Consider the following 24,422-nt stretch of genomic DNA (forward strand, 5'->3'; position numbering starts at 1 on the left):
TGGTTCTTGTGACGTCGTCCGAACTGCTGATTACTGGGCCGAGCTGCTGCTGGAGACCGGGTGGGTCGCCTTGAACTGCTCCCACTGCTGGCGGCGGGCCAGCTGCTGGGCCTTGATGGTGGCCAGCTGGCTCTGCTGTGCCGGGGTCAGCACGGCGTAGATCTGGGTGCGGATGGCGGCGCGCTGCTGGATGCGAGCGACCGTGGCGGCACCTTCGGCCTGGGCAAGGCTGGCGGCGGCAGCCTGGTAGCCCGAGGAGTTCGGGGCCATCTGCTCGAACGCCTGGCGCTGCTGGCGCAGGGCCTGGAACTGGCTCTTGTTCTGCGCGAAGGAGCTCTTGATGATCTGCTTGATGCTGGCCTTCTGGGCGTCGCTCAGGTTGAGCTTGTTGTACGCACCAAAGGCACCACCGTGACCGTGACCGTGCCAGCCACCGTGCGGACCGCCGTCCTGGGCGGCAGCGATGGCGAACGGGGCGAGAGCCATGGCCGAAGCCAGGGCCAGGGCGAGGGTAACGTTCTTGCGCATGGGGTTTTCCTTTGTCGTTGAGGTGGACTTGGGTGATGTCCATTTGACGACAGCGCTATGTGTATGTTCTTTGCCGGAACGTAAAGAAGGGTAAAGCCGGTAGAGTTCGCGCCCCGCGCGCGGCTTGAATGGCCCCGGAGCCGCGAAAGAACATGCCTAGAATCCTCATTGTCGACGATGACCGCGCCCTTGCCGGGCTGCTGGCGGAGTACCTGCAGCGGGAGGGCTTCACGGTGGATGTCGCCCATGACAGCGACACGGGGCTGGCCCAGCTTCACAACCCCTCCACGCGCCCGGACCTGCTGATCCTGGACGTGATGATGCCTGGCCGCGATGGCCTCGATACCCTGCGCGAGCTGCGCCTGAAGCACCGCTTGCCGGTGATCATGCTTTCTGCTCGCGGCGAGCCGGTGGATCGCGTGATTGGCCTGGAACTGGGCGCCGACGATTACCTCACCAAGCCCTGCCTGCCGCGCGAACTGCTGGCCCGCGTGCGCGCCCAGCTGCGCCGCAATACGCCGTTGGCGGCAGGTACGCTGCAGGTGGGCATGTTGCGGCTGGAGCCGGGCGAGCGCCGCGCCTACGTGGGCGAGCAGGAGCTGAGCCTGACCGGCGCGGAATTCCAGCTGCTGCTGGCGCTGGCCCAGCGTGCCGGCGAACTGGTGGACAAGGCCACGCTGACGCGCATGGCGCTCGGGCGTGAGCTGGAGCGCTTCGACCGCAGCATCGACGTGCACGTGAGTCGCCTGCGCCACAAGCTGGCGGAGGCTTCGGCGCAATCGGTGCGCATCGACTCGGTGCGCGGTGCAGGCTACAGCCTGGTGGCGGGGGCGGCGTGAGTCCATTCAAGAGTTCGCTGTACTGGCGCGTGCTGATCCTGTTCTGCACAGCCAACCTGCTGGCGCTGATCTTCGGTGGTTTCCTCACCCAGCGTTTCATCGAATACACCACGGCAGTGGAGATCAACTGGTCCGCGCTGGCGCAAAGCGCCGACGAGGCCTACGAGAGCGGCGGCGAGGCTGCGCTGGCCGACTGGTCGGCGCAGCAGCGTCGGGAAGGCATCGAGGCGACGCTCTACGAGGATGGGCAGCCGCTGGTGGCCGTGCGCATGCCTTCGTCGGTGGAGGCGACGGTGCCGAACTGGCTGGCCGAGCAGCGCGACATGGTGCTGCAGCCCTGGCCGAACCTCTATCTGGCCATCCAGCAAATCAAGGGCGGTGATGGCCACACGCGCCAGCTGGTGGCGCTGAGCCGTACGCATTCGCGCCTGCGCCAGCAGACGCGCCAGACCATCTTCCTGGCGATCCAGTGCGTGCTGTCGCTGTTCTTCATCGGCATGGTGGGCTGGTGGGTGGCGCGCAGCGTGGCACGTCCAGTCGAGGCGATCCGCACGGCCACGCGGCGCATGGCGTCGGGCGAGCTTTCGGCGCGCGTGGGCGAGCAAGGCCGCCGCGCCCATGACGAGCTGTCCCAGCTGGCACGCGATTTCGATGCGATGGCGGTGCGCATCGAGGCGCTGGTCGCGCATGACCGCAGCGTGCTGCAGGATCTCTCGCACGAATTGCGCTCACCGCTGGCGCGCCTGCACCTGATTCTCGACCTCGCTCGTCGAAGCAGTGATCCCGAGGAGGCCGCCCGCTATTTCGCGCAGGCCGAGCAGGAGATCGTCCGCCTGGACGGCATGACCGGCGAGATGCTGGCGCTGTCGCGGCTGGAAGGCGGGCTGCCGGGCGAAAACCGCGAACCGGTGGATGTGTCAGCACTGCTCGCCGAGTGCGTGCGCCGTGCCAGCCTGGAGGCTGCCGAACGCGGCATCTCGCTGAAGGTGGATGCGCCCGCGCCGGCGGTCGTTTCGGGCAACGAGCTGCTGCTGGAGCGTGCGTTCGACAACCTGATTTCCAACGCAATCAAGTTCAGTCCACCCGGAGGTGATGTCGAGTTGCAGGTGCGCGCCGATGCTGAACGCGCCACGCTGTCGATCCGTGACCACGGCCCTGGCGTGCCGCCGGACGAGCTTGATTCGCTGTTCCGCCCGTTGTTCCGTGGCAGCAATGCCGTACGCGCCGACGGCCATGGCCTGGGACTGGCCATCGTGGAGCGCGTGGTGCGTGCGCACGGTGGTGACATCCGCGCCGACAACGCGGAGGGTGGTGGCCTGGTCGTGGGCCTGCATTTCCCGCTGGTGCTGGTGTCCTGAGCCACTGGCTACGCAAGTACAGCGGCTTTTGCCACACTCAAGGTTTTCGGCAACGGGATCGCGATGCGCTCGAACGCTTTCGCCGCGGTGACACTGGCGCTGTGCGCGGCGCTGTTCTTCACCATGACCTACGTGTTGAACCGCAGCCTGGTGGCCGGCGGTGGCCACTGGGCGTGGGCAGTGATCCTGCGCTACCTGATTACCTTGCCGCTGCTTGCGCTCGCCCTGCCGTGGCAGGGCGGGCTGGGCGAGCTGCCGACGGAGCTGCGGCGACATCGGCGAACCTGGTTCGGATGGAGCGCGGTGGGGTTCGTGCTGTTCGGCCTGCCGTTGACCTGGGCCGCCAACAGCGGACCTTCGTGGCTGGTCGCCGGCAGCTTCCAGACCACGGTACTGGCGGGGCCGTTGCTGGCGCCGTTGATCTACCGCGACGAACGCCGCCACCTCGCCTGGCGCAGCGTGGCGGTCGGTGCGTTGATCGTGGCTGGGGTGTTCGCCTTGCAGTGGGGGCATGCGCAAGGCCGCCTGCGCGCCGGCGACTGGCTGGCGATGGGGGCGGTGGTGTTCTCGGCCTTCATGTATCCGCTGGGCAACCGCATGCTGCTGCTCCATCTGGAGCAGAGCGGAATCCGCATCGGTGCAACCCAGCGGGTGTTCGGCATGACCCTGTGCAGCTGGCCGCTGTGGTTGCTGCTCGCGGCGGCGACCTGGCGCGTGGTCGGGCCACCCGGTCTGCGTGAGATCCTGCTCGCGGGTGGCGTGGCGTTGTCGTCGGGCGTGATCGCCACGGTGCTGTTCTTCCGCGCCACCGACATGGTGCGCAGCGAGCCGACCGCGCTGGCCGCGGTGGAGGCGATGCAGGCCGCGGAGTTGCTGTTTGCCACCGTGATCGGCGCCAGCTTTCTCGGCGAGGCGTGGCCGCATGGTTATTCGGCCATCGGTGCGCTGATGATCGTGGTCGGCATCGCCCTGTTCGGCTGGATGAGCGGACGTTCGGCCGCTGGCCATGCCGAGGAAGTCAGCGCCTTGCGTACCGATCGCGGCGCGTGAATGCCGCGCATGGCCTGAACGGATCGAACCAAGGACTGCGGCCACCCGCCGCGGGTATGGATCACGGCTTGCGCGACTGAACCGCCGCCGCTGGTCCTTCCGGAACTTGCCCCTGCACGCCCACCCGGGTTACACACGGGTTCCGGCCGCGAAAGCGTGGCCGGCTTCCTTTCGCAAGCTGGGGTTACGATGGGTCATCGGCGTGGGGCGTGGTTGATCGCAGGCGCGTTGCTGGGTACGGCGTGTTTCAGTCATGGACAGACACTGGTCTCGCAACAGCCGTTGCGCTGGAACGCCGACGCCTTGGGCAATCATCGTTACCTGGTGCAGGTGGCGCAGCCCGCCGATGCGGTGCGCGTGGTGATTCCGTGGCGCCGTCGCGATGCACATCCCGAGCAGGTCGCGGTGATCGTTACCGGGCCGGACGGCCAACCCGTGGCCAACGTGCTGCGTGGCGCCATCGATCGCGCCAGCGGCGAGCTGGTGTTCAAGGCCGCGCATGCCGGCACGTATGCGGTGTACTACCAGCCTTACGTGAGCAAGGGGCGCAGCAACTACCCCACGGTGACCTATGCGCCGGTGAGCGAGACGGCCGATGCCGCCTGGGCAGCCAGGTGGCAGCGTGATGCGAAGGCATGGTCGAAGCTGCCGGTGGCGAAGGTGCTGCGCTACGAAGCCGTGGATGATTTCGACGCCTACACCGCAATGGAGCGCACGGCCACGCCGGATGAGCTCAAGACCTTGCTGGCGGCGCATGCCCATCAGGCGTTGCTGCTGTTTCCCGAGACACGCGCCAACCCGATCCGCATGTTCGACGCGCTGCCGGAGCGCTGGGCCCAGCGTGGACCCGGGGGCAGCTTCAGCGACAGCGTGGCGCGTGGGGAGTACCTGAGTTTCCAGGTCGGTGCCTGGGCACCGCAGGCGGCCGTGGGCGATGTACGAGTGACCTTTGGTGCGCTCAAGGCCGCCGACGGTGCCGTCATTCCTGCCGACGCCTTCACCTGCTTCAACCTCGGTGGCATCGACTACGCCGGCAAGCCGGTCACCTCGCGCATCGACGTCGCAGCGGGCAAGGTGCAGGCATTGTGGATGGGGCTGGATGTCCCGGCCGATGCGCAACCGGGCGTTTATCGCGGCGAGCTGGTGGTATCCGCCGAGGGGCAGGCGGCGCAGAAAATTCCGCTGGCGATCACCGTGGAAAGCGGTCAGGCGATCGCGCATGGCGACGATGATCCGTCCAGGCTCAGCCGCCTGCGCTGGCTCGACTCCACGCTGGCGCAGGACAACGAGCTGGTGGCGCCGTTCACTGCGATCACCGTCGATGGCGCGAAGCTGGGCATCCTCGGACGGGACATCGTGCTCGGCGGCAATGGCTTGCCCAGGCAGATCAGCAGCCGCTTCGATGAGCGCATGACGGGCATGGCTGGCAAGGCGCAGCAAGTCCTGGCCGAACCCATGGAGCTGGCATCTGCAGCGACGGGTGGTACGCAGCAACTGCGCGCCGATGGCGATGCGGACGCGCCCGCCATCGTCCGCGATGGTCCCGCCAAGGTGCATTGGCGCGTGGACGGTCATCTGGGCGTGCTGCGCAGCGCACTGGTGGGCACGCTGGAGGCCGATGGCACGCTGAGCTATGACATCGCGCTCACCGCGGACCAGGACGTGTCGCTGGAAGATATCCGTCTGGACATCCCGTTCGATCCGGCCACGGCACGTTACCAGCTTGGCCTGGGCCGGCAGGGTGATCGTGCCCCGGACACGTTCGACTGGAAATGGAACGTGGAGAACAACCAGGACGGCGCATGGATCGGTACGGTCAACGCGGGCCTGGAGTTCCACCTGCGCGACGAGAACTACCTGCGACCGCTCAATACCAACTTCTATCACCAGCAGCCGCTGCGCATGCCGGTGTCGTGGGACAACCAGGGGCAGGGTGGCATTCGGCTGCGCCATGTGGACACGCACGGGCAGGAAGACCACCCGTACTACCTGGCCGAGGCCTTCAGTGGCCCCCGGCGCATGAAAGCCGGCGAAACCCTGTACTACAACCTGGTGATGCGGGTGACGCCGTTCAAGACGATTCATCCGGCCGAGCACTTCGCGGAGCGCTTCTATCACCGTTACGGCGACCTCGATGCGATCAAGGCCGACGGTGCCGACGTGGTGAACATCCATCACGCCACGCCGATCAATCCGTGGATCAATTACCCGTTCCTCGAGCCCGACGCCATGCGTGCCTACGTGGACGCGGCCCATCAGCGCGGCATGCGGGTGAAGATCTACGACACCGTGCGCGAGTTGTCCGATCGTGCGCCGGAACTGCCGATGCTCGAAAGCCTGGGCCACGAGGTGATCAGCAGCGGCAAGGGTGGCGGCTTCTCGTGGTTGCAGGAGCATCTGGATGGCGACTACATCGCGGCATGGCACGTGCCGGAGAACCGTGATGCGGCGGTGATCAACGCCGGGCAGAGCCGTTGGCACAACTATTACATCGAGGGTTTGGACTGGCTCGCCCGCAACATCGGCATCGACGGCCTGTACCTCGACGACGTGGCGTACGATCGCACCACCATGAAGCGGGTGCGCAAGGTGCTGCAGGCGCATCGCCCGCATCCGCTGATCGATCTTCACTCGGCCAGCCAGTACAACCCGCGCGACGGCTACATCAACAGCGCACTGCTGTACATGGAGCTGTTCCCGTACATCGACCGCCTGTGGTTCGGCGAGGAGTTCGATTACGAAAGCACTTCGCCAGCCTACTGGCTCACCGAGATATCCGGCATCCCGTATGGCCTGATGGGCGAGATGCTGCAGCACGACGGCAATCCGTGGCGCGGCATGCTGTTTGGCATGACCAATCGCCTGGGCTGGTCGCCAGGCAGTGATCCGCGCGCGTTGTGGAAGCTGTGGGATGCGTTCGGCATCGAGCAGGCCGAGATGATCGGCTGGTGGGTACACGACACCCCGGTGCAGACGGGGCGCGACGATGTGCTGGCCACCAGCTATGTGCGCAGGGGCAGCAAGACGCTGATCGCCATCGCCTCGTGGGCACCGCAGAAGACGTCGGTGAAGCTGGCCATCGACTGGAAGGCGCTGGGCCTGTCCTCGAACAAGGCGACGCTGGTGGCGCCGGCGGTGGAGGGCTTCCAGCCGGCGGCGACGTTCAAGCCAGACCAGCTGATTCCGCTGGAGCCGGGCAAGGGTTGGCTGATCGAAGTGGAGTGACGCCGGCAGTTATCCGAGTCATGCCGTGGACACGGAGGCTGGCGCCATGGCCAGCCTGCCGAGCTTCACCAGCCCCGGGCTGAACTCCAGGTCGGCGGGCAGCACGGTTTTCGGATTGGGAATGGGGTCGGGCAGGGCGAGCGACACGTTTGCCGCGAGCACCGACGGAGCCGGCGAAGCCAGGCCGAGTTGCTCGCGCACCTGTTGCAGCCGTGCTGACAAGTCGTCGTCCGGAGCCTCTGCCAGGGCCGCCGCGGTGACGTCGTGCATGCCGTGCAAGGGGGCGGAAAGCAGCGCGATTTCGCTGGCCAGGCTGGGAGGGCGACCGGCGCGGCGCAGGTCGTCCAGGCACTCGTGGGCGAGTGCGAGCAAGTCGATGTCCGGCAGTGGCGTGTGCTGGCGCGAGCGCGTGATGACCGGCAGGCGCAGGGCATGCGGCGGCTCGGTCGCTGCTTCGTCGAAGCCGCGGTAAACCAGCTCGCTGCACACCACCTTGCTGGCATCGTTGTCGATCACCAGGTCCAGTGCCATGCGCACCACCCGGCGCAGGTCTCGGCTTCCGGGAATCTTGTTGCGCACCGCGCAAACCACGCCGAGCGTGAACAGCGACGTCATCGGGTAGGGACGGCCAAGGTAGACGTCCAGCGCAGCCTGCAGCGCAGACAGGTCATCGCCCTGCAGGCACGAGGGGCGGTACGCGTCGATGTAATGGAAGTTCTCCAGCATGGTGGTGCGCGCGGCCAGGGAGGCATGGCGCACGCCGGATGCGGCCGCCTCGATCAGCTCGCCGCCGGCACAGACCACGGCAGCGTGGCTGTAGGCGCTGTCGCCCACCCATGCAATCAATCGGGACAGTTCGCCGCGTCCCATGTGCAGCAGCACGTCGCCCGGTGCCAGGTCCTGCGGGTACAACAGCTGGGGTGTGTCCACGGGTTTCCTTGGTTCAGCCGCCGACGGCGGCGAGAGGGGCATGCGCAACGATCCGGTTGCGGCCATCGGTCTTGGCGCGATAAAGCGCGGCGTCGGCGCGCGCGATCAGGTCGTCGGCGGTGTCGGCATGGCCTTCGAGGCAAGCGACGCCAAGGCTCACCGTGGTCTGCAGCGTGCTGCCGCGCGAATGCACGTTGAGCGTCTCGATGCGTGCCCGGATGCGCTCGCCAATGGCCATTGCGTTGTCGTGGCTGGTGCCGGGCAGGCCGACGACGAATTCCTCGCCGCCATAGCGGCCCAGCCAGTCCGAGGGACGCAGCTCGTCGCCGATGGCCTCGGCCACGGCGCGCAGGCAGGCGTCGCCCACCGGGTGGCCATAGCGATCGTTGATCGACTTGAAGTGATCCATGTCGAGGAACAACAGTCCCAGTGGAGCCTTCTGCAGGCGTGCGTCCGTGACGGCGGCCTGCAGGCGCCGCACCAGCGCGCGGCGGTTCAGCACGCCGGTGAGCGCGTCGTGGTCCGCCAGGTGATGGGCCATGTCGCGCTCGCGCCGTGCACGCAGCGACAGGTCGGCCAGGCCGATGGTGACCACGATGCTGGAGAACGCCATGGTGAACGGGAAGCCGTACTCCAGCCAGCGCGGCAGGTCCAGCCCGGCCAGTACCTGGGTCACACGCAGGAAGGTGAACAGCACCTGTGGCATCCAGGCGATCAGGAAGAAACGCGCCTGCCGTCCATGCCGGCTCACCGCGAGCGTCACCGTGATCAGCGCCCACAGCGAAGAGAGCATGAACCACAGGTTGAAGGCGCTGGCGATCGCATGCACGCGCTCGGCGAACGGAAAGCACAGCAGCGGCGCAAAGACCAGGTATGGCCAGCGCATCCAGCCCAGCAGGCGCGCAGCCGCCGGTGTGATCTGGCGCAGCTCGCAGAATTCCAGGATGAAGGAGATCGACAACGGCGCACTCAGGGCGCCGAACAGCCAGGGAGCATGTGTTCCCAGCGGGACCAGCAGGCCGGCACCGGGCAGTTCGTAGATCTCGCCACTTACCAGCATCTGGTAGACGAGCTGGAACGAGGCGTAGCCGATGAAGTAGGCCAGCACGCGGTCGCGCAGCACCATCCACAGGCACAGCGCGGCAAGGATCATGGTGACCTGCACGCTGGCGAACATGGTGGTCAGGCGCACATGGTTCAGGTCCTCCGCCTGGTAGCTGGCCATGTCGCTCAGCGTCGCCTTCACCGGACGAGTGAAGCTGTCCGCCGCTACCCGCACATAGACCGGCTGGCCGGCGCGCCAGTGGCGCGGCAGTTCGACCGCGAGGTGGTGGCGCGAGAAACGTGGCGTGTCCTCGAGCTTCGCGAACCACAGCTCCTGGGGTTCGTAGTCCGGCGGTGCATATACGGTGATGGGGATGTACGCCACGCTGGCAAAACTGAGCACCGGCGAGGTCTTGTCCAGCCAGTCCAGGTCGGTAGTGAGGCGGTACCAGCGCTCGCTTTCCACGGCGTTGCGGGTATAGGTCGAGGGCTGTGGCTCGAACGAGGCGTCGAGCTTGCCGGCGACCACATCGGCGGGCGAGGGTGCCTTGATTGATGCCGGCAATGCGGCCACTTGCAGCCTGGGTCGCGGCGCGGCCACAGGCGTGGCATGCACCACCAGTGCATAGAGCGTCGCAAACATGAATGCGACAAAGGCCACCACGGGCGCGCGATGCATCATTCCCTCCCCTTTTTCCGGCCCCCTGTAGCCGGTGTCCGAGGTCACTCCGGTCCTTCGGATGAACCCTCGGTGCGCACTATGTATCACGTTTTGCCTTCGTCACGGAGCGATTCCCCGTCGCTCGTGCCGCAAAAACGCAAATGCAAACAGACGTTTGAACCGGCGATCGAACAGCTTGGCCGCACGTTCTATGCTTGTCAGCCCGTTTGGTTGGATGGCAGTTCAAGCATGGCAATGCAGGAAGAGGTCGATCGGCAATCCCGGGCAGTGGATCGACCGCCCACGCAGGAACTTGAATCCGACCGTTTCATCCGGCATGGCACGCCGATCTTTCGCCAGGCCAACCTGGCACTGTTCTTTGCGGGCGTGGCCACTTTTGGCCTGCTGTACTGTACCCAGCCCCTGATGCCCGAATTCAGCAGGGACTACGGGGTCAGTGCCGCGACTGCGGCGCTATCGCTATCGCTCACCACTGGGGTGCTGGCGTTCGCCATGCTGTTTGCCGGTGGAGTCTCCGATGCCTGGGGCCGCAAGTCTGTGATGACGGCCTCGCTGCTGTCGTCCGCGGTGCTGGTGCTGGCCACGGCGCTGGTGCCTGATTGGCACATGCTGCTGATCCTGCGTGCGTTGCTTGGCCTCACGCTGAGCGGGCTGCCGGCGGTGGCGATGACCTACCTCAGCGAAGAGATGCATCCGGAGTCGATTGGGCTGGGCATGGGCCTGTACATCAGCGGCAATGCGATCGGGGGCATGGGCGGCCGCCTGGTTGCGGGCGTGCTCGCCGACTTCGTGGGCTGGCGCTGGGGCGTGGCCACGGTCGGCCTCATTGGCCTCGCCTCGGGATTGCTGTTCTGGCGCGCGCTGCCACCGTCGCGCCACCACGTACGCCATCCGCTGCACCTGGGCGCATTGATGGGGCGCTTTGCGCTTGCCTTCCGCGATGCCGGCCTGCCGTGGCTGTTCGCCGAGGGCTTCCTGCTGCTGGGCGCGTTCGTCACGGTCTACAACTACATCGGCTACCGCCTGCTGGCCCCGCCGTACAACCTGGGGCAGGCCGTGGTCGGCGCGATCTTCAGTGTGTACCTGATCGGTACCTTCAGCTCGGCCTGGATGGGACATCTCGCCGGGAGGCTGGGGCGCAGGAAAGTGCTGTGGACGGCGTTCGTGCTGATGCTGCTGGGCGTGGGCCTGACCGTCATGCGTCCCTTGCCGCTGGTCGTGCTGGGCATCGTGGCGGTGACCTTCGGCTTCTTCGGCGGTCACTCCATCGCCAGCAGCTGGGTCGGGCGCCGCGCCGGTGCCGCCAAGGCGCAGGCCTCGTCGATGTACCTGTTTTCCTATTACATGGGCTCCAGCCTGGCCGGTGCCAGCGGAGGACTGTTCTATGCCACCCATGGCTGGAATGGCGTGGTGTCGTTCGTCACGGTGCTGCTGCTGGCCGGTCTGCTTATCGCCTGGCGGCTCTACCGGCTGCAACCGTTGCCGGGGCCGCCGTCACCGGGCACGGAGCCCCCGATTCCCCAATGAGGAAGCTTCGATGAAGATCGAATCGATTGACCACCTCGTGCTCACCGTGGCCGATGTCGCGGCCAGCTGCGCGTTCTACACGCGCGTGCTCGGCATGCAGGAGGTGACCTTTGGAGAGGGCCGCAAGGCACTCGCGTTCGGTGCGCAAAAGATCAACCTGCATCCGCACGGCCATGAGTTCGAGCCCAAGGCGTTGCGGCCAACGCCGGGGTCGGCGGACCTGTGCCTGATCACCGCATCGTCCGTGACGGAGGTGATCGATCACTTGCGGCGCGAGCAGGTGGCCATCGAGGAAGGTCCGGTGAGGCGCACCGGAGCGCGTGGACCCATCGAATCGGTGTACTTCCGTGATCCGGACGGCAACCTGATCGAAGTCGGTCGTTATATCGGCTGATTCGATGGTCCCGGCAAGGGCGGGGACTGCGCTGCCCTTGCCGGGATTCGCTTGCGCTTACTGCGCGTCGGGCTTGAGCATGGCCTTCACCGCATCGTAGTTGCCGTCGTTCGCTGCAGCGGGCAGGCCGAGCAGGTGCGCCATCAGCGGATAGACGTCCACGTTCGGGAACGAAGGCACCGTGGTGCCCTGGCGGAACGCCGGGCCATGCGCGACGAACAGCGCCTGCATCTCCGGCGCCTGGTTGTCATAGCCGTGTTCGCCGAGGCTGAGTTTGCCCTTCTTCTTGGACACGTAGTCGGTGGTGGTGATGCGCCAGCCCACGTCGGCCAGGCACAGCAGCTGCGGCACGCGCGGGTTGCTGCCATACGCAAGGCGGGCCGGCACGCGCGACTTGTCCCAGCAGGTCATGTGCTTCTGCGGCTTTTCCAGCTGCGCCTCGATCCTGGAGAAGTCGTAGCCCTTGGCCGGGTTGAGTCCGGCGAGCACGCCCAGGCTCACCACGTCCACCTGGTTGAGCGGAATGATGCGATCCAGCATCACGCTGTTGTTGGCCGGTACCGAGGCCATGCCGTGGTCGGCCACGATGATCAGGTTGATGCGATCGAGCAGGTTGCGCTTCTGCAGGCCCTGTACCAGCGAGGCGAGCGCCGCGTCGGTTTCCTTCAGTGCCTGGTCGACCTGCGGCGTGTCCGGGCCATAGGTATGGCCTGCATGGTCAACCGCATCGAAGTACAGGGTCAGGAAGGTCGGGCGCTGGTCGGCCGGCAGGTCCAGCCACGCCAGCACCTGGTCCACGCGCTGCTGCGGGGTGACGTTGCCGTCGTATGGCATCCAATAGTCGGGGTGCTTGCCATGGATGTTCGCCTCGGAGCCCGGCCAGAACATGGTGGCTGTACGCAGGCCATGCTGGTCGGCGGTCTCCCACAGCGGCGTGCCTTCGGCCCACCAGCGACCATCGCTCACCGCGTCGCGGTTGCTCAGCGAGAACTTGCCGAGCGCCGGGTCGGACATGGTGTTGTTGACGATGCCGTGGTGGTCGGGTCGCAGGCCGGTCACCAGGGTGTAGTGGTTCGGGAACGTCAGCGACGGAAACGAAGGCTGCATGCCATCGGTCGCATGCACGCCCTGCTGGGCCAGGCTGGCCAGGATCGGGCTGATGCCGCGATCGATGTAATTGGCGCGGTAGCCGTCGATCGAGATCAACAGCAGCGGCGTGGGAGCCGGGGCGGACGACGCTTTCGCCGTGGTGACCGCAGGTTCGGACGGCGGGGTGGCGGGCGGATGGGCACAACCCGCACTGAACGCTATGAGCGAACCGAGCAACAGGCGAAACGGGATTTTCATGCGAGGGTCCGTAGCATAGAGACAAACCCCGCATTTTCCCCCACCGAGATGACCATTACACGTCTTTTCTGTTTGGGCGCCACGCTGGCGCTGGCTTTTGTGACCGGCGACGCGCTGGCGCAGCAGCCGGCGGTGGCGTCCAGTGCGCCGACGGGGGGGCATGTTGAGCGGGGCAAGGCCATGGCCATGCAGAAGGCCAAGCCGGCACATGGCGTGGCCGCAACGAAGCACGCCGCCACCAGCGACGGCACCGCCACTGCAGAGATCGAGCATCGCGTGGGCAGCGACGGCCTGCAGCCTGGCCGCCGCGATTTCCTCGATCAGTACCAGAACGCGGTCACACCGCCGCCGGCCGCCGCGGGTCGTTGATCAGCGCTGCATCGCGTGCAGGCCGGGGCCGAACAGGTCCGCGGCGCAATCGCGGTTTTCCAGATCGAGCAGGAAACGCTTCGTCGGCAGGCCGCCACCGAAGCCGGTGAGACTGCCATTGCTGCCGATGACACGATGACAGGGCAGCACGATGGGCAATGGATTGCGTCCGTTCGCGGCGCCGACGGCGCGCATCGCGTTCGGCTGGCCAATGCGGCGGGCCAGCTCCGCGTAGCTGATCGTACCGCCATAGGGAATGCGTGCCAGCTCCCACCACACCGACAGCTGGAATGCCGTGCCCTGCGGATGCAGCGCCAGTTCGAATTGCCGACGCGTGCCATCGAAATATTCTTCGAGCTGGCGGCGCGCGGCGGCGAGCATGGGCGGGTTGTGCACCCAGTCCGGTTGCTCCGTCTTCTGCGCCCTTCCGCGATCGAACCAGATCTCGCGCAGGCCGCGCGCATCGGCTATCAGGCGCAGCGTGCCGATGGGCGTGGGCATCTCGTCGTAGTGCAACGGCAACGCGTTCATGCGGCTTTCCTCGCAGCGGCCATATCGCTGGCGTGGCGCCACAGGTGCATGACCGCATACGCCCGCCACGGTCGCCATGCCTCGGCGAGCGACGTGAGCGCCTTCGTGCTCAGCTCTGCGCCTTCGCCGGATGCGGCGCGCCGCAGGATCAGGTCGGCTGCAGGGAACGCATCCGGATGGCTGAGCGCACGCATCGCCATGTAGTGCGCGGTCCATTCGCCGATGCCTGGCAGCGCCACCCAGCGTTCGACGAATTCGTCGAGCGGCTGCTCGCTGCGGAAGTCGATGCGGCCATCCAGCAAAGCCTGGGCAACCCCGCGCACAGTGGCAGCGCGCGCCGTGGTCAGGCCGATCTCGCGCAGATCCGTGTCGGCCAGCGCTTCCGGGCCGGGAAACAGGCGTTGGAGGCCTTCCACCGGCGAAGCCACGGGCGTACCAAAGCGCTGCACGATACGCGTCGCCAGCGTGCGCGCCGCGGCCACGCTGACCTGCTGGCCCAGGATCGCGCGCACCGCGATCTCGAAGCCATCCCAGCCGCCCGGCAGGCGCAGCCCGGGGCGCTTGCGCAGCAGTGGCCTGAGCACAGGGCTTTCCCGCAGCGTCTCGCTGATCGAGCCGGGATTTGCATCCAGGTCGAACATGCGCCGCAGCTTCGACACCACGGCCAGCATCCGGGAGGGATCGGGGCAGTGCAGGCGCAACCGCAGCGCATGCTGCTCGCCGGGCCATGCACTCAACTGCAGCCAACCCGGTGCTTCGGCCGAACCGAATACCCGCGCGTAGCCGTGTTCGTTCACCATTTCCACGCCGGGAAGCGCGCGTCCACGCAGGAACGCGAGCATTGCCTCGAAGTCATACGGCGGGCGATAGCCGAGGCGCAGCGTGATCGCATCGTCGTCAGTCACCCGAGGGTGTCGGCGCAGTTCGCGCGGGGCAATGTGGTTCGCCTGCTGGAACGCTGCATTGAAGCGACGCAGGCTGTGGAAGCCAGACGCGAGCGCCACTTCCGTCACCGGCAGCGTGGTCTCCGTCAAAAGTTGCTTGGCAAACAACAGGCGGCGCGTGGTGTGCACGCTGATCGGCGGCGCGCCGAGCCTTTCGACGAACAGGCGACGCAGCTGGCGCGCACCTAATCCGACGCGCTCGGCCATCGCGTCCATCGACAGTTCGTCCAGCGCGCCGCCTTCCATCAGTTTCAGCGTTCGCGCAATGACGTGGTCGCCGCGTTGCCATGCATCGTTGCCTGGTGCGAGTTCCGGCCGGCAGCGCAGGCAGGGACGGAAACCCGCCGCCTCCGCCGCGGCGGCGTTCGCGTAATAGCGCACGTTTTGCGGCTTGGGCGACGGCGCGGGACAGACCGGGCGGCAATAGATGCGCGTGCTGGTAACGGCGGTGAAGAACAAGCCGTCAAAACGTGCATCACGGCTGAGGCGCGCCTGCTCGCAGGCGCGCACATCGGGAAGCGGACGGTCATGGGTGTGAGACATGAGCACAGGCTAGCACCGCTCGGAAGCGATGACTCGCCGTTTTCGGACATCAATGCCCGCAACGCTCAGGGCTGTCGCGGAAGCTCATGCACGTGACTGGCCGGGCGGTAGCCGGTCATGCTGGAAAGCACGCCGTCGCGCCGGATCAATCCGTGATAGAGCGCCGCCGACATGTGGCCCAGGAACGTCAGGTACAGCAGCATCGCGAGCCACGCATGCGCATGTCGCAGGACCGCAAATGCCACCGGGCTGACCGGAAAGATCGGCGGCAGCCGCAACGACTCGCTCAACATCACCGGGTAGCCGCCGGCCGACAGCATCGCCCAGCCCACCAGCGGCAGCGTCAGCATCAGCGCGTATAGCAACCAGTGCGATGCGATCGCCGCCAGCGTTTGCAGCGCCGGCATATCGGCTGGCAGCGGCGGCGGCGGGTGGCGCAGGCGCACGACCAGGCGCAGCACGGCCAGCACCAGGATCGCGATGCCCAGAGGCTTGTGAATGCGTATGAGCAGTTCGTGGCGCTCCGATACCGACGCCACCATGCCGACGCCGATGAACAGCATGGTCAGTATCAAGATCGCCATCAGCCAGTGCAGCACGCGGGCGGCCAGGGTGAAGGTCTGCGTATCGGTGGTCATGGCCGTGCCTCCGGTTGTGCGGTTGCCGTGCCGGGCAGGTGGGCTTCTTCGCTGGTGCGGCGCAGGTACGAGGTGGCGTAGGCGGCCGAGCGTGCCGGCAACAGTGGATCATCCGATGCCTCGATGCCTGCCGGCAGCACCAGCGGGTCATAGTTGATGTCGCGGCACGGGCCGTTTTGCTGCGGCTCGGCATGTTCGATCACCAGCGTGCCGGCATCGACCGTTCGCCGGTTGTCCGGCCACGCCTTGGTGGCGTCGTTCGTCGGGTCGCCAGGTTCGGCCAACGTCACCAGCAAGTGCCAGCGTAACGGCCCCTGGGACAGGCGCTCGGTCAGGTCGGCCTCGAGGTAATCAGGGTCGCCGGCCTTGCCGGTGTCGCTGCCGCCATCCGTGGTTTCGGTCACCATGCGCCAGCGCACCGGATGGCGCACGCCATCGGCCCCGACAAACACGAACGCATTGAGGCTTTCATACGTTTCGGTGGCGTAGCTGGCAGAGGGCTTCGCCGTTTTGACCCAGGCCAGGAACGGGCCGCTTTCGGGATGACTGCCAAAGAACGCACCGAGCTTGGCCGGATCAGGTTTGCCGGTTGCCGGGTCGGGCTGCTGGGCCTTCAGCAGCTCGTAGAACGCCTCGGGCGTACTGACCGGAAACACCGGCATGTCGTTCATGCCGGTACGCCATTGCTGACCGTTGGCCAGCGCAAAGCGCAATGCCATGCTGCGGATAGGCACGCTGCTGTCCGGCGCATGCGGGTTGGAGGTGGGAAGCGCGAAGCGGCCCACCACCGGCGTGCGCCCGGACGCAAATACCTGTGCGCTGGAATAGGGCCGGGCCCCGGCGTTGCTCTCGAAGTAGCCGGTGACGCACACGCCCTTGGCGTGGTTGCGGCGATAGCCCGGAAACGTGCCTGCATTGAGCTGGAACTGATTGACCATGCGGGCCGGGGTGAGTCGGTTCGGGGCGAGCCAGCCGCCGACATAGGCAAATGCAACCACCGCGAAGGCCGCGACGGCGAAGATCAGCGCCCAGGCGCCAAGATGCGCTTCGGTTCGGCGAGCGGGGGGAGACGGGTCGTTCATGAGCGACTCCTGGCAGGTCAGACGTGTGGGATACGTGGTGCGACGGGCCAAGCGCGGATCGATTCCCCGGGCAAGCATAGTCCTGGGCGAACCCCTCGTGGCATCAGGGCTTGTTCGCCCGCTGGTCGAACGTGGTTACTTTTGCCGCACTGCGGTTTGCGGGAGCGGGGCCGGCTCGCCACAATCGGGGTTTCACATCCGCCGGGCTCCCTGTATGAATGCTCCGACCCGTATCGACACCACCCGTACCATCCGCGCCCCGCGTGGCTCCGCGCTCAACTGCAAGAGCTGGCTCACCGAGGCGCCGTTCCGCATGCTGCAGAACAACCTCGACCCCGAGGTGGCCGAGAATCCGGCCGAGCTGGTGGTCTACGGCGGCATTGGCCGCGCCGCGCGCAACTGGGAATGTTTTGACGCGATCCTGCGCGCGTTGCGCGAACTCAACGACAACGAGACGCTGCTGATCCAGTCCGGCAAGCCGGTCGGCGTGTTTCCCACGCATCCGGACGCACCGCGCGTGCTGCTTGCCAATTCCAACCTGGTGCCGGCCTGGGCGAACTGGGAGCACTTCAACGAGCTCGATAAGAAGGGCCTGATGATGTACGGCCAGATGACGGCCGGCTCGTGGATCTACATCGGTTCGCAGGGCATCGTGCAGGGCACCTACGAAACGTTCGTGGAAATGGGCCGCCAGCATTACAACGGCAGCCTCAAGGGCAAGTGGATCCTCACCGCCGGCCTCGGCGGCATGGGGGGCGCGCAGCCGCTCGCGGCGACCTTGGCGGGCGCGTGCTCGCTCAATATCGAGTGCCAGCAGAGGAGCATCGATTTCCGCCTGAAGACGCGCTATGTCGACGAACAGGCGACCGACCTCGACGACGCGCTGGCGCGCATCGCAAAGTACACCGCCGCTGGCGAGGCGAAGTCCATCGCGCTGCTCGGCAATGCCGCCGACGTGCTGCCCGAGCTGGTGCGTCGTGGCGTGCGTCCGGACGCGGTTACCGACCAGACCAGCGCGCACGATCCGGTCAATGGCTACCTGCCCAGCGGCTGGACGGTGGAGCAGTGGTTCGAGCGTCGCAAGAGCGACCCGGCCGGCACCGCCAAGGCCGCCAAGCAGTCGATGAAGACGCACGTGGAAGCCATGCTGGCGTTCCATGCGCAGGGCATTCCCACCTTCGACTACGGCAACAACATCCGCCAGATGGCGAAGGACGAAGGCCTGGACAATGCGTTCGCATTCCCCGGCTTCGTGCCGGCGTTCGTGCGTCCGCTGTTCTGCCGCGGCGTGGGTCCGTTCCGCTGGGTGGCGCTGTCCGGCGATCCGGAGGACATCTACAAGACCGACCAGAAGGTGAAGGAGCTGATTCCGGATGACCCGCACCTGCACCGCTGGCTGGACATGGCCAAGGAGCGCATCAGCTTCCAGGGCCTGCCGGCGCGCATCTGCTGGGTAGGCCTGGGCCTGCGCCACAAGCTGGGCCTGGCGTTCAACGAGATGGTGCGCAACGGCGAGCTGAAGGCGCCGGTGGTGATCGGTCGCGATCATCTGGACTCCGGCTCCGTCGCCAGCCCGAACCGCGAAACCGAGGCGATGCGCGACGGCTCCGACGCGGTCAGTGACTGGCCGCTGCTGAACGCCATGCTCAATGTGGCCGGCGGCGCCACCTGGGTCTCGCTGCACCATGGCGGCGGCGTGGGCATGGGGTATTCGCAGCACTCTGGCGTGGTGATCGTGTGCGACGGCAGCGAAGCGGCCGACCAGCGCATCGCGCGCGTGCTGTGGAACGATCCGGGCACCGGTGTGATGCGTCATGCCGATGCCGGCTACGAGATCGCCATCGAGTGCGCCCGGGAGCAGGGCCTGAAGCTGCCCATGCTGTGAGCGTGCAGCTGTCCCGCACCACCGGTGCGGGACACGGCCGGCGTGGCACCGCCCGTCGCCGGCCATGGTTTTGCCAGATTGCCATGCGAGAGTGCTGGCCGGTTCGATCACCCCGGTAAGGAATGCCCATGTCCCGCTCTCCCTGGTTTCGTCCGCTGCTGGGCAGCGCACTCGCGCTGGCCCTGCTTGCTCCCTTCTTGCCAGCCAGCGCCACCGATGGTGCGCCTGCCGTGGCCGACGCGGCAGCCTTGCAGCGGGTGGTCGATGCCTATGCCGCGCGCGCCCGCCCGGGCACGCTGGGCGTGGCCGTGCTGGACCTCAAGACCGGCGCGACGGCAGGCGTCAACGCCGACAAGCCGTTCCCGATGATGAGTGTGTTCAAGGCGCCGGTGGCGGCCGCCGTGCTTTCCAGGGTGGATGCCGGCACGCTGTCGCTGGACCAGCGCGTCACTATTCATCGCAGCGACGTGTTGTCCGGTTCGGCCGTGCCTTCCATCGGCGCGCGCTTCCGGGGCGAGCAGATGAGCTTCACCGTGGAGCAGTTGCTCAAGGCCGCGGTCAGCGAAAGCGACAACACGGCGGTGGATGCGTTGCTGAAGGTGGTGCGCCCCGACGAGGTCACCGCGTTCCTGCATGCCCATGGCATCGACGGACTGCGCGTGGACCAGGACGAAGCCGGCGTCGCGCAGGTCATGAGGGGGCTGGGGCAGGGCGGCAGCGCCCCGGCCCATGAATCGGAGCAGGCCCAGGACCAGCGGTTCGCGCGCGGCTACCAGGCGTTCCTCGACGATCCGCGCAACCGCAGCACGCCCGACGCCGCCGTCATGTTCTTGCGCAAGCTGGGCGGCGGCGAGCTGCTGTCGCCGGCATCGACGCAGCACCTGCTGGGCCTGATGGCCGCGCAGACCATTCCCAACCGCTTGCGCGCGGGCCTGCCGCAAGGGGTGCGCTTTGCCGACAAGACCGGCACCAGTGGGGCGTTCAACGGCCGCACTGCAGCCTACAACGACATCGGCATCGCGACCTGGCCCGATGGCCGCGTGTTGATCGTGGCGGCATTCCTGCTCGACTCGCCGGCCACGCCCCAGGCGCGCGATGCACTGTTCGCTACGTTCGCCCGCGACCTCGCCGCTGCCGCCCACCCCTAGCCGGTCCCGGGCTGGCGCGCGCAAGATGGCGCCACATCCAACGGGGAGGTGGGGTATGCCGATCGAGCTGACGATGTTGGGGTGCGCTGTCGTGCTGGGCCTGGTCTACGTGCTGTTTGCGGCGACGCTGTCGACTGGTCAGCGTGGCCTGAAGTGGAACGCAAGCAATCGCGATGGCGAACCTGCGCCGCTCACTGGCGCCGCCGCCCGTGCCGACCGGGCCCGCCACAATTTCCTGGAGACATTCGCCTTCTTTGCCGCGGCGGTGCTCGCGGTGGTGTTCGCGCAGCGCTGCAGCGCGGGCAGTGCGCTCGGCGTGCAGTTGTATGTGTGGGCGCGCGTGGCGTACCTGCCGATCTACACCATCGGCATCCCCTATGTGCGCACCCTGGTCTGGCTGGTGTCCGTGGTGGGCATCGTGATGGTGCTGCGGGCGCTGTTCTAGCCCACAAAACGCTAGTTCGCGCGTGTCGAAAAATTGACGCGCGTCGATTTTCTGGCGGCGAAAGCTTGACTCCTGCGCCTGTTTCCGGGCACTCCCCGAACAGGCGCGGGTTGCATGTTGTTCAATTTAATCAGTGGTTTGCCTCGCTTACTTGAGGCGGCTTGTGGTCGGCGGTGTTCGCAAGACACCAGTGCATGACCACTATGCGGTTCCGGCGCGTCTGCGCCGGGCCGTCGGCGAGGTGCCGGCGGTTTCCTCACTGATGACATTGGAGAACTGCATGAACACTCATTTCGAACGCACCGGCACGCTGACCGAACTGACCAGCTACCCGCGTTGGGTGCAGGAGCTGGTGGAGGCCTGCGAACCCGCCCGCCGTAGCGTCCGTGACCACGTGATGTGGGACATGATGAGCGAAGGCCATATCGACCAGGCCACGATGCGCAATTTCATGGTGGGTACCTGGTCGCTGATCGAGCGTTTCCCGTCGTTCATGGCGCAGAACCTGCTGAAGACCCAGTACGGCCGAAGCGTCGGCGACAACCTCGCCCGTCGCTGGCTGGTGCGCAACATCCGCGTAGAGCAGAACCATGCCGAGTACTGGCTGGACTGGGCCGAGGGTGCGGGTATCGCCAGGGACGTCGTGTTGAACGGCCGCCCTCCGCGCGGCACCCAGGCCGCCGCCGAATGGTGCCATGAGGTGTGTGGCAACGACACGCTGGCCGCCGGCATGGCTGCCACCAACTACGCCATCGAGGGCGTCACCGGCGAGTGGTCGCAGAAGGTGTTCGACAGCCTTGCCTATGCCCAGAGCCTGCCGGCCGCCGGGCGCAAGGCCACGCTGCGCTGGCTACAGTTGCACGCGGCCTATGACGATACCCACCCGTGGGAAGCGCTTGAGATTGTCTGTACCCTGATGGGCAACCATCCGGCGCCCGAGGAAGTGGACCACCTGCGGGAGTGCATCGAGCGCAGCTATGTCAGCCTCCATTACGGGCTGGAGCGTTGCCTGGTCAAGCCGTATGCGGAAGAGGTGGAAGAACAGGCGGCGTAACGGGCTCTCGTCGTCGACAGCGTGACGGGACGAGATGTAGCTTTATGAAGTGGTCATGTACAAGGGACGCCATGGATTCCGTCCGTAGCACCTCTCGAAGACCGCTGTCCCGACGCTTGAGGCCGCTGGCCTACGGGCTGGTGGCCGTCATCGGCCTCCTGCTCCTGCTTACCTGGGGTGCGCTCCAGGTCCAGGTCACTCTCGCCGGTTTCCTCAACGGCGAGAGTGTCTGGAGCAAGGCGCAGAAGCAGGCCGTGATTGACCTGGTCGGTTACGCCGAAACCGGCGCAACCGACCGATTGGCGGGGTTCCAGGACAACTACGGGTTGCTGGCCTCCGATGGCTGGGCTCGTGATGCGATCGCCTCGGGCAAGTACGACCGTGCCGCGGTGAGCCGTGCGTTCGAGCGCGGCAAGATCTTGCCGGCCGCGAAGCCGGGCATGATCTTCATGTTGCGCTGCTGCACGCAGGTGCCGCACATGCGCGAGGCGGTCAACGTATGGCGTACCGCCGACGGTCCGCTGCGCGAGCTGAAACAGATCGCCGACGAACTGCACCAGGCGTACGCCAAGGGGCAGCCCGACCATGCGTGGATCGTGCAGCAGCTGTCTCACATCGACGCACTGAACAATCGGCTGGAGCCGCTGACCAAGGAGTTTTCACTGGAGGTCGCGCAGGGCGCGATCTGGCTCGGCCGCGTGCTGTTCTTTTGCGTATTCCTTACCGCCGTGTTGGCGTCGCTGCTGTGGCTGGTCACGGCACAGCGCATCCTCACCCGCATCCGGGGCACCGAGGAGCGCTACAGCCTGCTGTTCGACAGTGCCGCCGACGCGATCGTGATCGCAGACGAGGAAACCGGCCGCATCCTTGGCGCCAACCCCACCGCCATGCAGTGGACCGGCAAGAGCCTGGATGCCTTGCTGGGCACGCCGCTGTCGGATTTGTTCGTGCCGTTGCTGCATCGCGCGGACGGCGCGGTCACGGGCGAAATGCTCGGCCCCGACGGCCGCCTGCGCCCGGTGGAAATGCGCAGCAGCGTGGCGCAATGGGGCACCCGCAACGTGCGCCAGGCGATCATGCGCGACATCACCGAGCGCGTGAACCTGGAGCAACAGCGCCGCATCGCCTCCGAGGCGCTGGCCGGCATCGCCGAGGGCGTGATCATCGCCGACGCCGAACGAAGGGTGACGCGGGTGAACGCAGCGCATATCCGCATGACCGGGTTCACCACGCAGGCGCTGGTGGACGTGCGTTTCGACGAGTTGCGCTCGATGCCGGACGGCTCGCCATTGCCGGACGCGATCTGGGACGCCATCGAGGCCGATGGCAACTGGGTGGGCGAGGTGCGCAGCCGTCGCCTGGACGGCTCGGTCTATCCCGAGTTGCTGAGCATCAGTGCGATCCGCAATGCCGAAGGGCGGGTGCAGCATTACGTGGCCGTGCTCAACAACATCAGCACGGCCAAGGCGAACGAGCAGCGCCTGCAGTACATGGCGGCACACGATCCACTCACCGGCCTGACCAACCGCATGGAGTTCGAACGCCGTTGCGTGCAGGCGGTGGCGCAGGCCGAGCGCGAGCGCGGCATGGCTGCCGTTCTGTTCATCGACCTGGATGCGTTCAAGGCGGTCAACGACAGCTACACCCACGCGATTGGCGACCACCTGCTGGTGAAGGTGGCCGAGCGCATAGCCTACGAGCTGGGCGACCACGGGCTGGCTGGGCGCATCGGTGGAGACGAGTTCACCGTGCTGCTGGACAGCCTCGATTCGCGCGAACAGGCCAGCGCCGTAGCCGGGCGCCTGCTGACCGCGCTGGCCGCGCCGGTGGTGGTGGGCGAGTACGAGGTGGCGCTCAGCGCGAGCATCGGCATCGCCTGCTATCCGCTGGATGGGGCCGACGTGCCCACGCTGATCAGCAATGCCGACGCGGCCATGTACGCGGCCAAGACGGAAGAGCGCAACGCGTTCCGCTTCTATTCGCCGCGCATGCAGGCGGATGCCCGGCGCCGCATCGCGCTGGCCTCGGAGCTGCGCAAGGCGCTCGCCGAAAACGAATTCCGGCTGGTCTACCAGCCCACCGTGGACATGCGCAGCGGGCGCATCATCGCGGTCGAGGCGCTGCTGCGCTGGAATCACCCCCGGCGCGGGGAAATCTCGCCGGGCGAGTTCATCCCGATGGCGGAGAAGCTCGGCCTGATCCGTCGTATCGACCAATGGGTGCTGCAGGCCGCCAGTACCCAGATGTACCTGTGGGACAGGGCCGGCATGCCCCCGTTGCGCATGGCGGTAAACGTATCGGCGCACTGGTTCGGCCAGGCCAATTTCGTCGATGACATTCGCGCGCTGCTGGAATCACGCCGGCTGGCGCCGGAGCGGTTGATGCTGGAGATCACCGAGGGCGCGATCCTGCGCCTGGGCGAGGAGATGGAGCGCACCCTGCATGCCTTGCATGCGCTGGGGGTAGGCGTTGCCATCGATGATTTCGGCACCGGCTATTCGTCCATGAGCTACCTGAAGCTGCGCGCCATCGCCTACCTGAAGATCGACCAGAGCTTCGTCTCCGGTCTTCCCGACGATGGCAGCGACGGTGCGATCGTGGAAGCGATGCTCACGCTCTGCCGCAAGCTCGACATCAGCCCGATCGCCGAGGGCATCGAGACCGAAGAGCAACACCGTTTCCTGCTGCGTGCCGGCTGTACCGAGGGGCAGGGTTTCCTTTATTCAAAGCCGGTCCACCCGGACACCATCGTGCAATTGCTCGGGATGGAGCGGCGCCCCGGTCCCTCGCACCTGCGCCTGGTACCGCCCGAAGCCTGATCCGAGCAGGCCGCAGCAGGGCTGTCGGCCTGCAGGCGGG

General features: G+C 66.7%; 20 protein-coding genes. 12 read left to right on the forward strand and 8 right to left on the reverse strand.

What is annotated here, in order from left to right; translation table 11 throughout:
- Positions 1-30: 30 nt before the first annotated feature.
- Complete coding sequence (locus tag DVU99_RS01400; RefSeq protein WP_114238415.1) at positions 31-528, reverse strand: Spy/CpxP family protein refolding chaperone; 498 nt, start codon at positions 526-528, stop codon at positions 31-33.
- A 152-nt stretch (positions 529-680) separates the two neighbouring features.
- On the opposite strand from DVU99_RS01400, the gene DVU99_RS01405 reads away from it, so the two are divergent.
- The 4 genes from DVU99_RS01405 (at position 681) to DVU99_RS01420 (ending at position 7,000) form a co-directional block, all read left to right on the forward strand.
- On the forward strand, positions 681-1,367 hold the full coding sequence (locus DVU99_RS01405) for a response regulator transcription factor (protein ID WP_114238416.1): 687 nt from the start codon (positions 681-683) through the stop codon (positions 1,365-1,367).
- Positions 1,364-2,725, forward strand: coding sequence for a HAMP domain-containing sensor histidine kinase (locus tag DVU99_RS01410; RefSeq protein ID WP_114238417.1), 1,362 nt, complete (start codon positions 1,364-1,366; stop codon positions 2,723-2,725). The genes DVU99_RS01405 and DVU99_RS01410 overlap by 4 nt, the downstream gene beginning before the upstream one ends.
- A 63-nt stretch (positions 2,726-2,788) precedes the next feature.
- Positions 2,789-3,775: a multidrug resistance efflux transporter family protein gene (locus DVU99_RS01415; protein WP_114238418.1), complete on the forward strand. Its 987-nt coding sequence runs from the start codon at positions 2,789-2,791 to the stop codon at positions 3,773-3,775.
- Between the two features lie 189 nt (positions 3,776-3,964).
- On the forward strand, positions 3,965-7,000 hold the full coding sequence (locus tag DVU99_RS01420; protein WP_157971317.1) for a glycoside hydrolase domain-containing protein: 3,036 nt from the start codon (positions 3,965-3,967) through the stop codon (positions 6,998-7,000).
- Between the two features lie 18 nt (positions 7,001-7,018).
- On the opposite strand, the gene DVU99_RS01425 is transcribed toward DVU99_RS01420, so the two are convergent.
- Together DVU99_RS01425 and DVU99_RS01430 are read right to left on the reverse strand one after the other, a co-directional pair.
- Complete coding sequence (locus tag DVU99_RS01425; RefSeq protein ID WP_114238420.1) at positions 7,019-7,930, reverse strand: hypothetical protein; 912 nt, start codon at positions 7,928-7,930, stop codon at positions 7,019-7,021.
- 13 nt (positions 7,931-7,943) lie between these two features.
- Positions 7,944-9,653 (reverse strand): diguanylate cyclase, encoded by a 1,710-nt coding sequence (locus DVU99_RS01430; RefSeq protein ID WP_198670147.1) that lies wholly within the window; start codon positions 9,651-9,653, stop codon positions 7,944-7,946.
- Between the two features lie 231 nt (positions 9,654-9,884).
- Here DVU99_RS01430 and DVU99_RS01435 point away from each other — a divergent pair, with 231 nt between their 5' ends.
- Together DVU99_RS01435 and DVU99_RS01440 are read left to right on the forward strand one after the other, a co-directional pair.
- Positions 9,885-11,183 (forward strand): MFS transporter, encoded by a 1,299-nt coding sequence (locus tag DVU99_RS01435; protein WP_232823403.1) that lies wholly within the window; start codon positions 9,885-9,887, stop codon positions 11,181-11,183.
- Between the two features lie 10 nt (positions 11,184-11,193).
- Complete coding sequence (locus DVU99_RS01440; RefSeq protein ID WP_114238423.1) at positions 11,194-11,577, forward strand: VOC family protein; 384 nt, start codon at positions 11,194-11,196, stop codon at positions 11,575-11,577.
- Between the two features lie 57 nt (positions 11,578-11,634).
- Here the strand turns inward: DVU99_RS01440 and DVU99_RS01445 are convergent, their stop codons facing one another.
- Positions 11,635-12,924 carry an ectonucleotide pyrophosphatase/phosphodiesterase gene (locus DVU99_RS01445; RefSeq protein ID WP_114238424.1) on the reverse strand — a complete coding sequence of 430 codons (1,290 nt, stop codon included), beginning with the start codon at positions 12,922-12,924 and terminating at the stop codon, positions 11,635-11,637.
- A 180-nt stretch (positions 12,925-13,104) separates the two neighbouring features.
- Here DVU99_RS01445 and DVU99_RS20015 point away from each other — a divergent pair, with 180 nt between their 5' ends.
- Complete coding sequence (locus DVU99_RS20015) at positions 13,105-13,293, forward strand: hypothetical protein (RefSeq protein WP_232823404.1); 189 nt, start codon at positions 13,105-13,107, stop codon at positions 13,291-13,293.
- Here the strand turns inward: DVU99_RS20015 and DVU99_RS01455 are convergent, their stop codons facing one another.
- The 4 genes from DVU99_RS01455 to DVU99_RS01470 all read right to left on the reverse strand — a co-directional run bounded on the left by DVU99_RS01455 (position 13,294) and on the right by DVU99_RS01470 (position 17,031).
- Positions 13,294-13,824: a methylated-DNA--[protein]-cysteine S-methyltransferase gene (locus DVU99_RS01455; protein ID WP_114238426.1), complete on the reverse strand. Its 531-nt coding sequence runs from the start codon at positions 13,822-13,824 to the stop codon at positions 13,294-13,296.
- Entirely contained in the window at positions 13,821-15,311 is a 1,491-nt protein-coding gene (locus DVU99_RS01460) for a DNA-3-methyladenine glycosylase 2 family protein (RefSeq protein ID WP_114238427.1), read from the reverse strand. Before DVU99_RS01460 ends, DVU99_RS01455 begins: the two co-directional genes overlap by 4 nt.
- 65 nt (positions 15,312-15,376) lie before the next feature.
- The gene (locus DVU99_RS01465) at positions 15,377-15,949 is read right to left on the reverse strand and encodes a cytochrome b (RefSeq protein ID WP_114238428.1); all 573 of its coding nucleotides are present in this window, start codon (positions 15,947-15,949) and stop codon (positions 15,377-15,379) included.
- Positions 15,946-17,031, reverse strand: coding sequence for a catalase family peroxidase (locus DVU99_RS01470; RefSeq protein WP_114238429.1), 1,086 nt, complete (start codon positions 17,029-17,031; stop codon positions 15,946-15,948). The genes DVU99_RS01465 and DVU99_RS01470 overlap by 4 nt, the downstream gene beginning before the upstream one ends.
- A 214-nt stretch (positions 17,032-17,245) precedes the next feature.
- On the opposite strand from DVU99_RS01470, the gene hutU reads away from it, so the two are divergent.
- The 5 genes from hutU to DVU99_RS01495 all read left to right on the forward strand — a co-directional run bounded on the left by hutU (position 17,246) and on the right by DVU99_RS01495 (position 24,382).
- Entirely contained in the window at positions 17,246-18,916 is a 1,671-nt protein-coding gene (gene hutU / locus DVU99_RS01475; protein ID WP_114238430.1) for a urocanate hydratase, read from the forward strand.
- Positions 18,917-19,044: 128 nt separating this feature from the next.
- Complete coding sequence (bla, locus tag DVU99_RS01480) at positions 19,045-20,064, forward strand: class A beta-lactamase (RefSeq protein ID WP_114238431.1); 1,020 nt, start codon at positions 19,045-19,047, stop codon at positions 20,062-20,064.
- Positions 20,065-20,119: 55 nt separating this feature from the next.
- Positions 20,120-20,509, forward strand: coding sequence for an MAPEG family protein (locus tag DVU99_RS01485; RefSeq protein WP_114238432.1), 390 nt, complete (start codon positions 20,120-20,122; stop codon positions 20,507-20,509).
- A 280-nt stretch (positions 20,510-20,789) separates the two neighbouring features.
- A complete protein-coding gene (locus DVU99_RS01490) occupies positions 20,790-21,563 on the forward strand; it encodes a TenA family transcriptional regulator (protein ID WP_114238597.1) in 774 nt (257 codons plus the stop codon).
- 71 nt (positions 21,564-21,634) lie between these two features.
- Entirely contained in the window at positions 21,635-24,382 is a 2,748-nt protein-coding gene (locus DVU99_RS01495; RefSeq protein WP_198670148.1) for a bifunctional diguanylate cyclase/phosphodiesterase, read from the forward strand.
- Positions 24,383-24,422: the final 40 nt, after the last annotated feature.

This window comes from Dyella sp. C9, from assembly GCF_003332825.1.
Classification (GTDB): domain Bacteria; phylum Pseudomonadota; class Gammaproteobacteria; order Xanthomonadales; family Rhodanobacteraceae; genus Dyella.

What these genes read in the sequence shown, in the direction of transcription:
- DVU99_RS01400 (WP_114238415.1), bottom strand. Translation starts at nt 528, where the DNA reads ATGCGCAAGAACGTTACCCTCGCCCTGGCCCTGGCTTCGGCCATGGCT.
- DVU99_RS01405 (WP_114238416.1), top strand. Translation starts at nt 681, where the DNA reads ATGCCTAGAATCCTCATTGTCGACGATGACCGCGCCCTTGCCGGGCTG.
- DVU99_RS01415 (WP_114238418.1), top strand. Translation starts at nt 2,789, where the DNA reads ATGCGCTCGAACGCTTTCGCCGCGGTGACACTGGCGCTGTGCGCGGCG.
- DVU99_RS01420 (WP_157971317.1), top strand. Translation starts at nt 3,965, where the DNA reads ATGGGTCATCGGCGTGGGGCGTGGTTGATCGCAGGCGCGTTGCTGGGT.
- DVU99_RS01430 (WP_198670147.1), bottom strand. Translation starts at nt 9,653, where the DNA reads ATGCATCGCGCGCCCGTGGTGGCCTTTGTCGCATTCATGTTTGCGACG.
- DVU99_RS01435 (WP_232823403.1), top strand. Translation starts at nt 9,885, where the DNA reads ATGGCAATGCAGGAAGAGGTCGATCGGCAATCCCGGGCAGTGGATCGA.
- DVU99_RS01440 (WP_114238423.1), top strand. Translation starts at nt 11,194, where the DNA reads ATGAAGATCGAATCGATTGACCACCTCGTGCTCACCGTGGCCGATGTC.
- DVU99_RS01445 (WP_114238424.1), bottom strand. Translation starts at nt 12,924, where the DNA reads ATGAAAATCCCGTTTCGCCTGTTGCTCGGTTCGCTCATAGCGTTCAGT.
- DVU99_RS20015 (WP_232823404.1), top strand. Translation starts at nt 13,105, where the DNA reads ATGGCCATGCAGAAGGCCAAGCCGGCACATGGCGTGGCCGCAACGAAG.
- DVU99_RS01455 (WP_114238426.1), bottom strand. Translation starts at nt 13,824, where the DNA reads ATGAACGCGTTGCCGTTGCACTACGACGAGATGCCCACGCCCATCGGC.
- DVU99_RS01460 (WP_114238427.1), bottom strand. Translation starts at nt 15,311, where the DNA reads ATGTCTCACACCCATGACCGTCCGCTTCCCGATGTGCGCGCCTGCGAG.
- DVU99_RS01465 (WP_114238428.1), bottom strand. Translation starts at nt 15,949, where the DNA reads ATGACCACCGATACGCAGACCTTCACCCTGGCCGCCCGCGTGCTGCAC.
- DVU99_RS01470 (WP_114238429.1), bottom strand. Translation starts at nt 17,031, where the DNA reads ATGAACGACCCGTCTCCCCCCGCTCGCCGAACCGAAGCGCATCTTGGC.
- hutU (WP_114238430.1), top strand. Translation starts at nt 17,246, where the DNA reads ATGAATGCTCCGACCCGTATCGACACCACCCGTACCATCCGCGCCCCG.
- bla (WP_114238431.1), top strand. Translation starts at nt 19,045, where the DNA reads ATGTCCCGCTCTCCCTGGTTTCGTCCGCTGCTGGGCAGCGCACTCGCG.
- DVU99_RS01485 (WP_114238432.1), top strand. Translation starts at nt 20,120, where the DNA reads ATGCCGATCGAGCTGACGATGTTGGGGTGCGCTGTCGTGCTGGGCCTG.
- DVU99_RS01490 (WP_114238597.1), top strand. Translation starts at nt 20,790, where the DNA reads ATGAACACTCATTTCGAACGCACCGGCACGCTGACCGAACTGACCAGC.
- DVU99_RS01495 (WP_198670148.1), top strand. Translation starts at nt 21,635, where the DNA reads ATGGATTCCGTCCGTAGCACCTCTCGAAGACCGCTGTCCCGACGCTTG.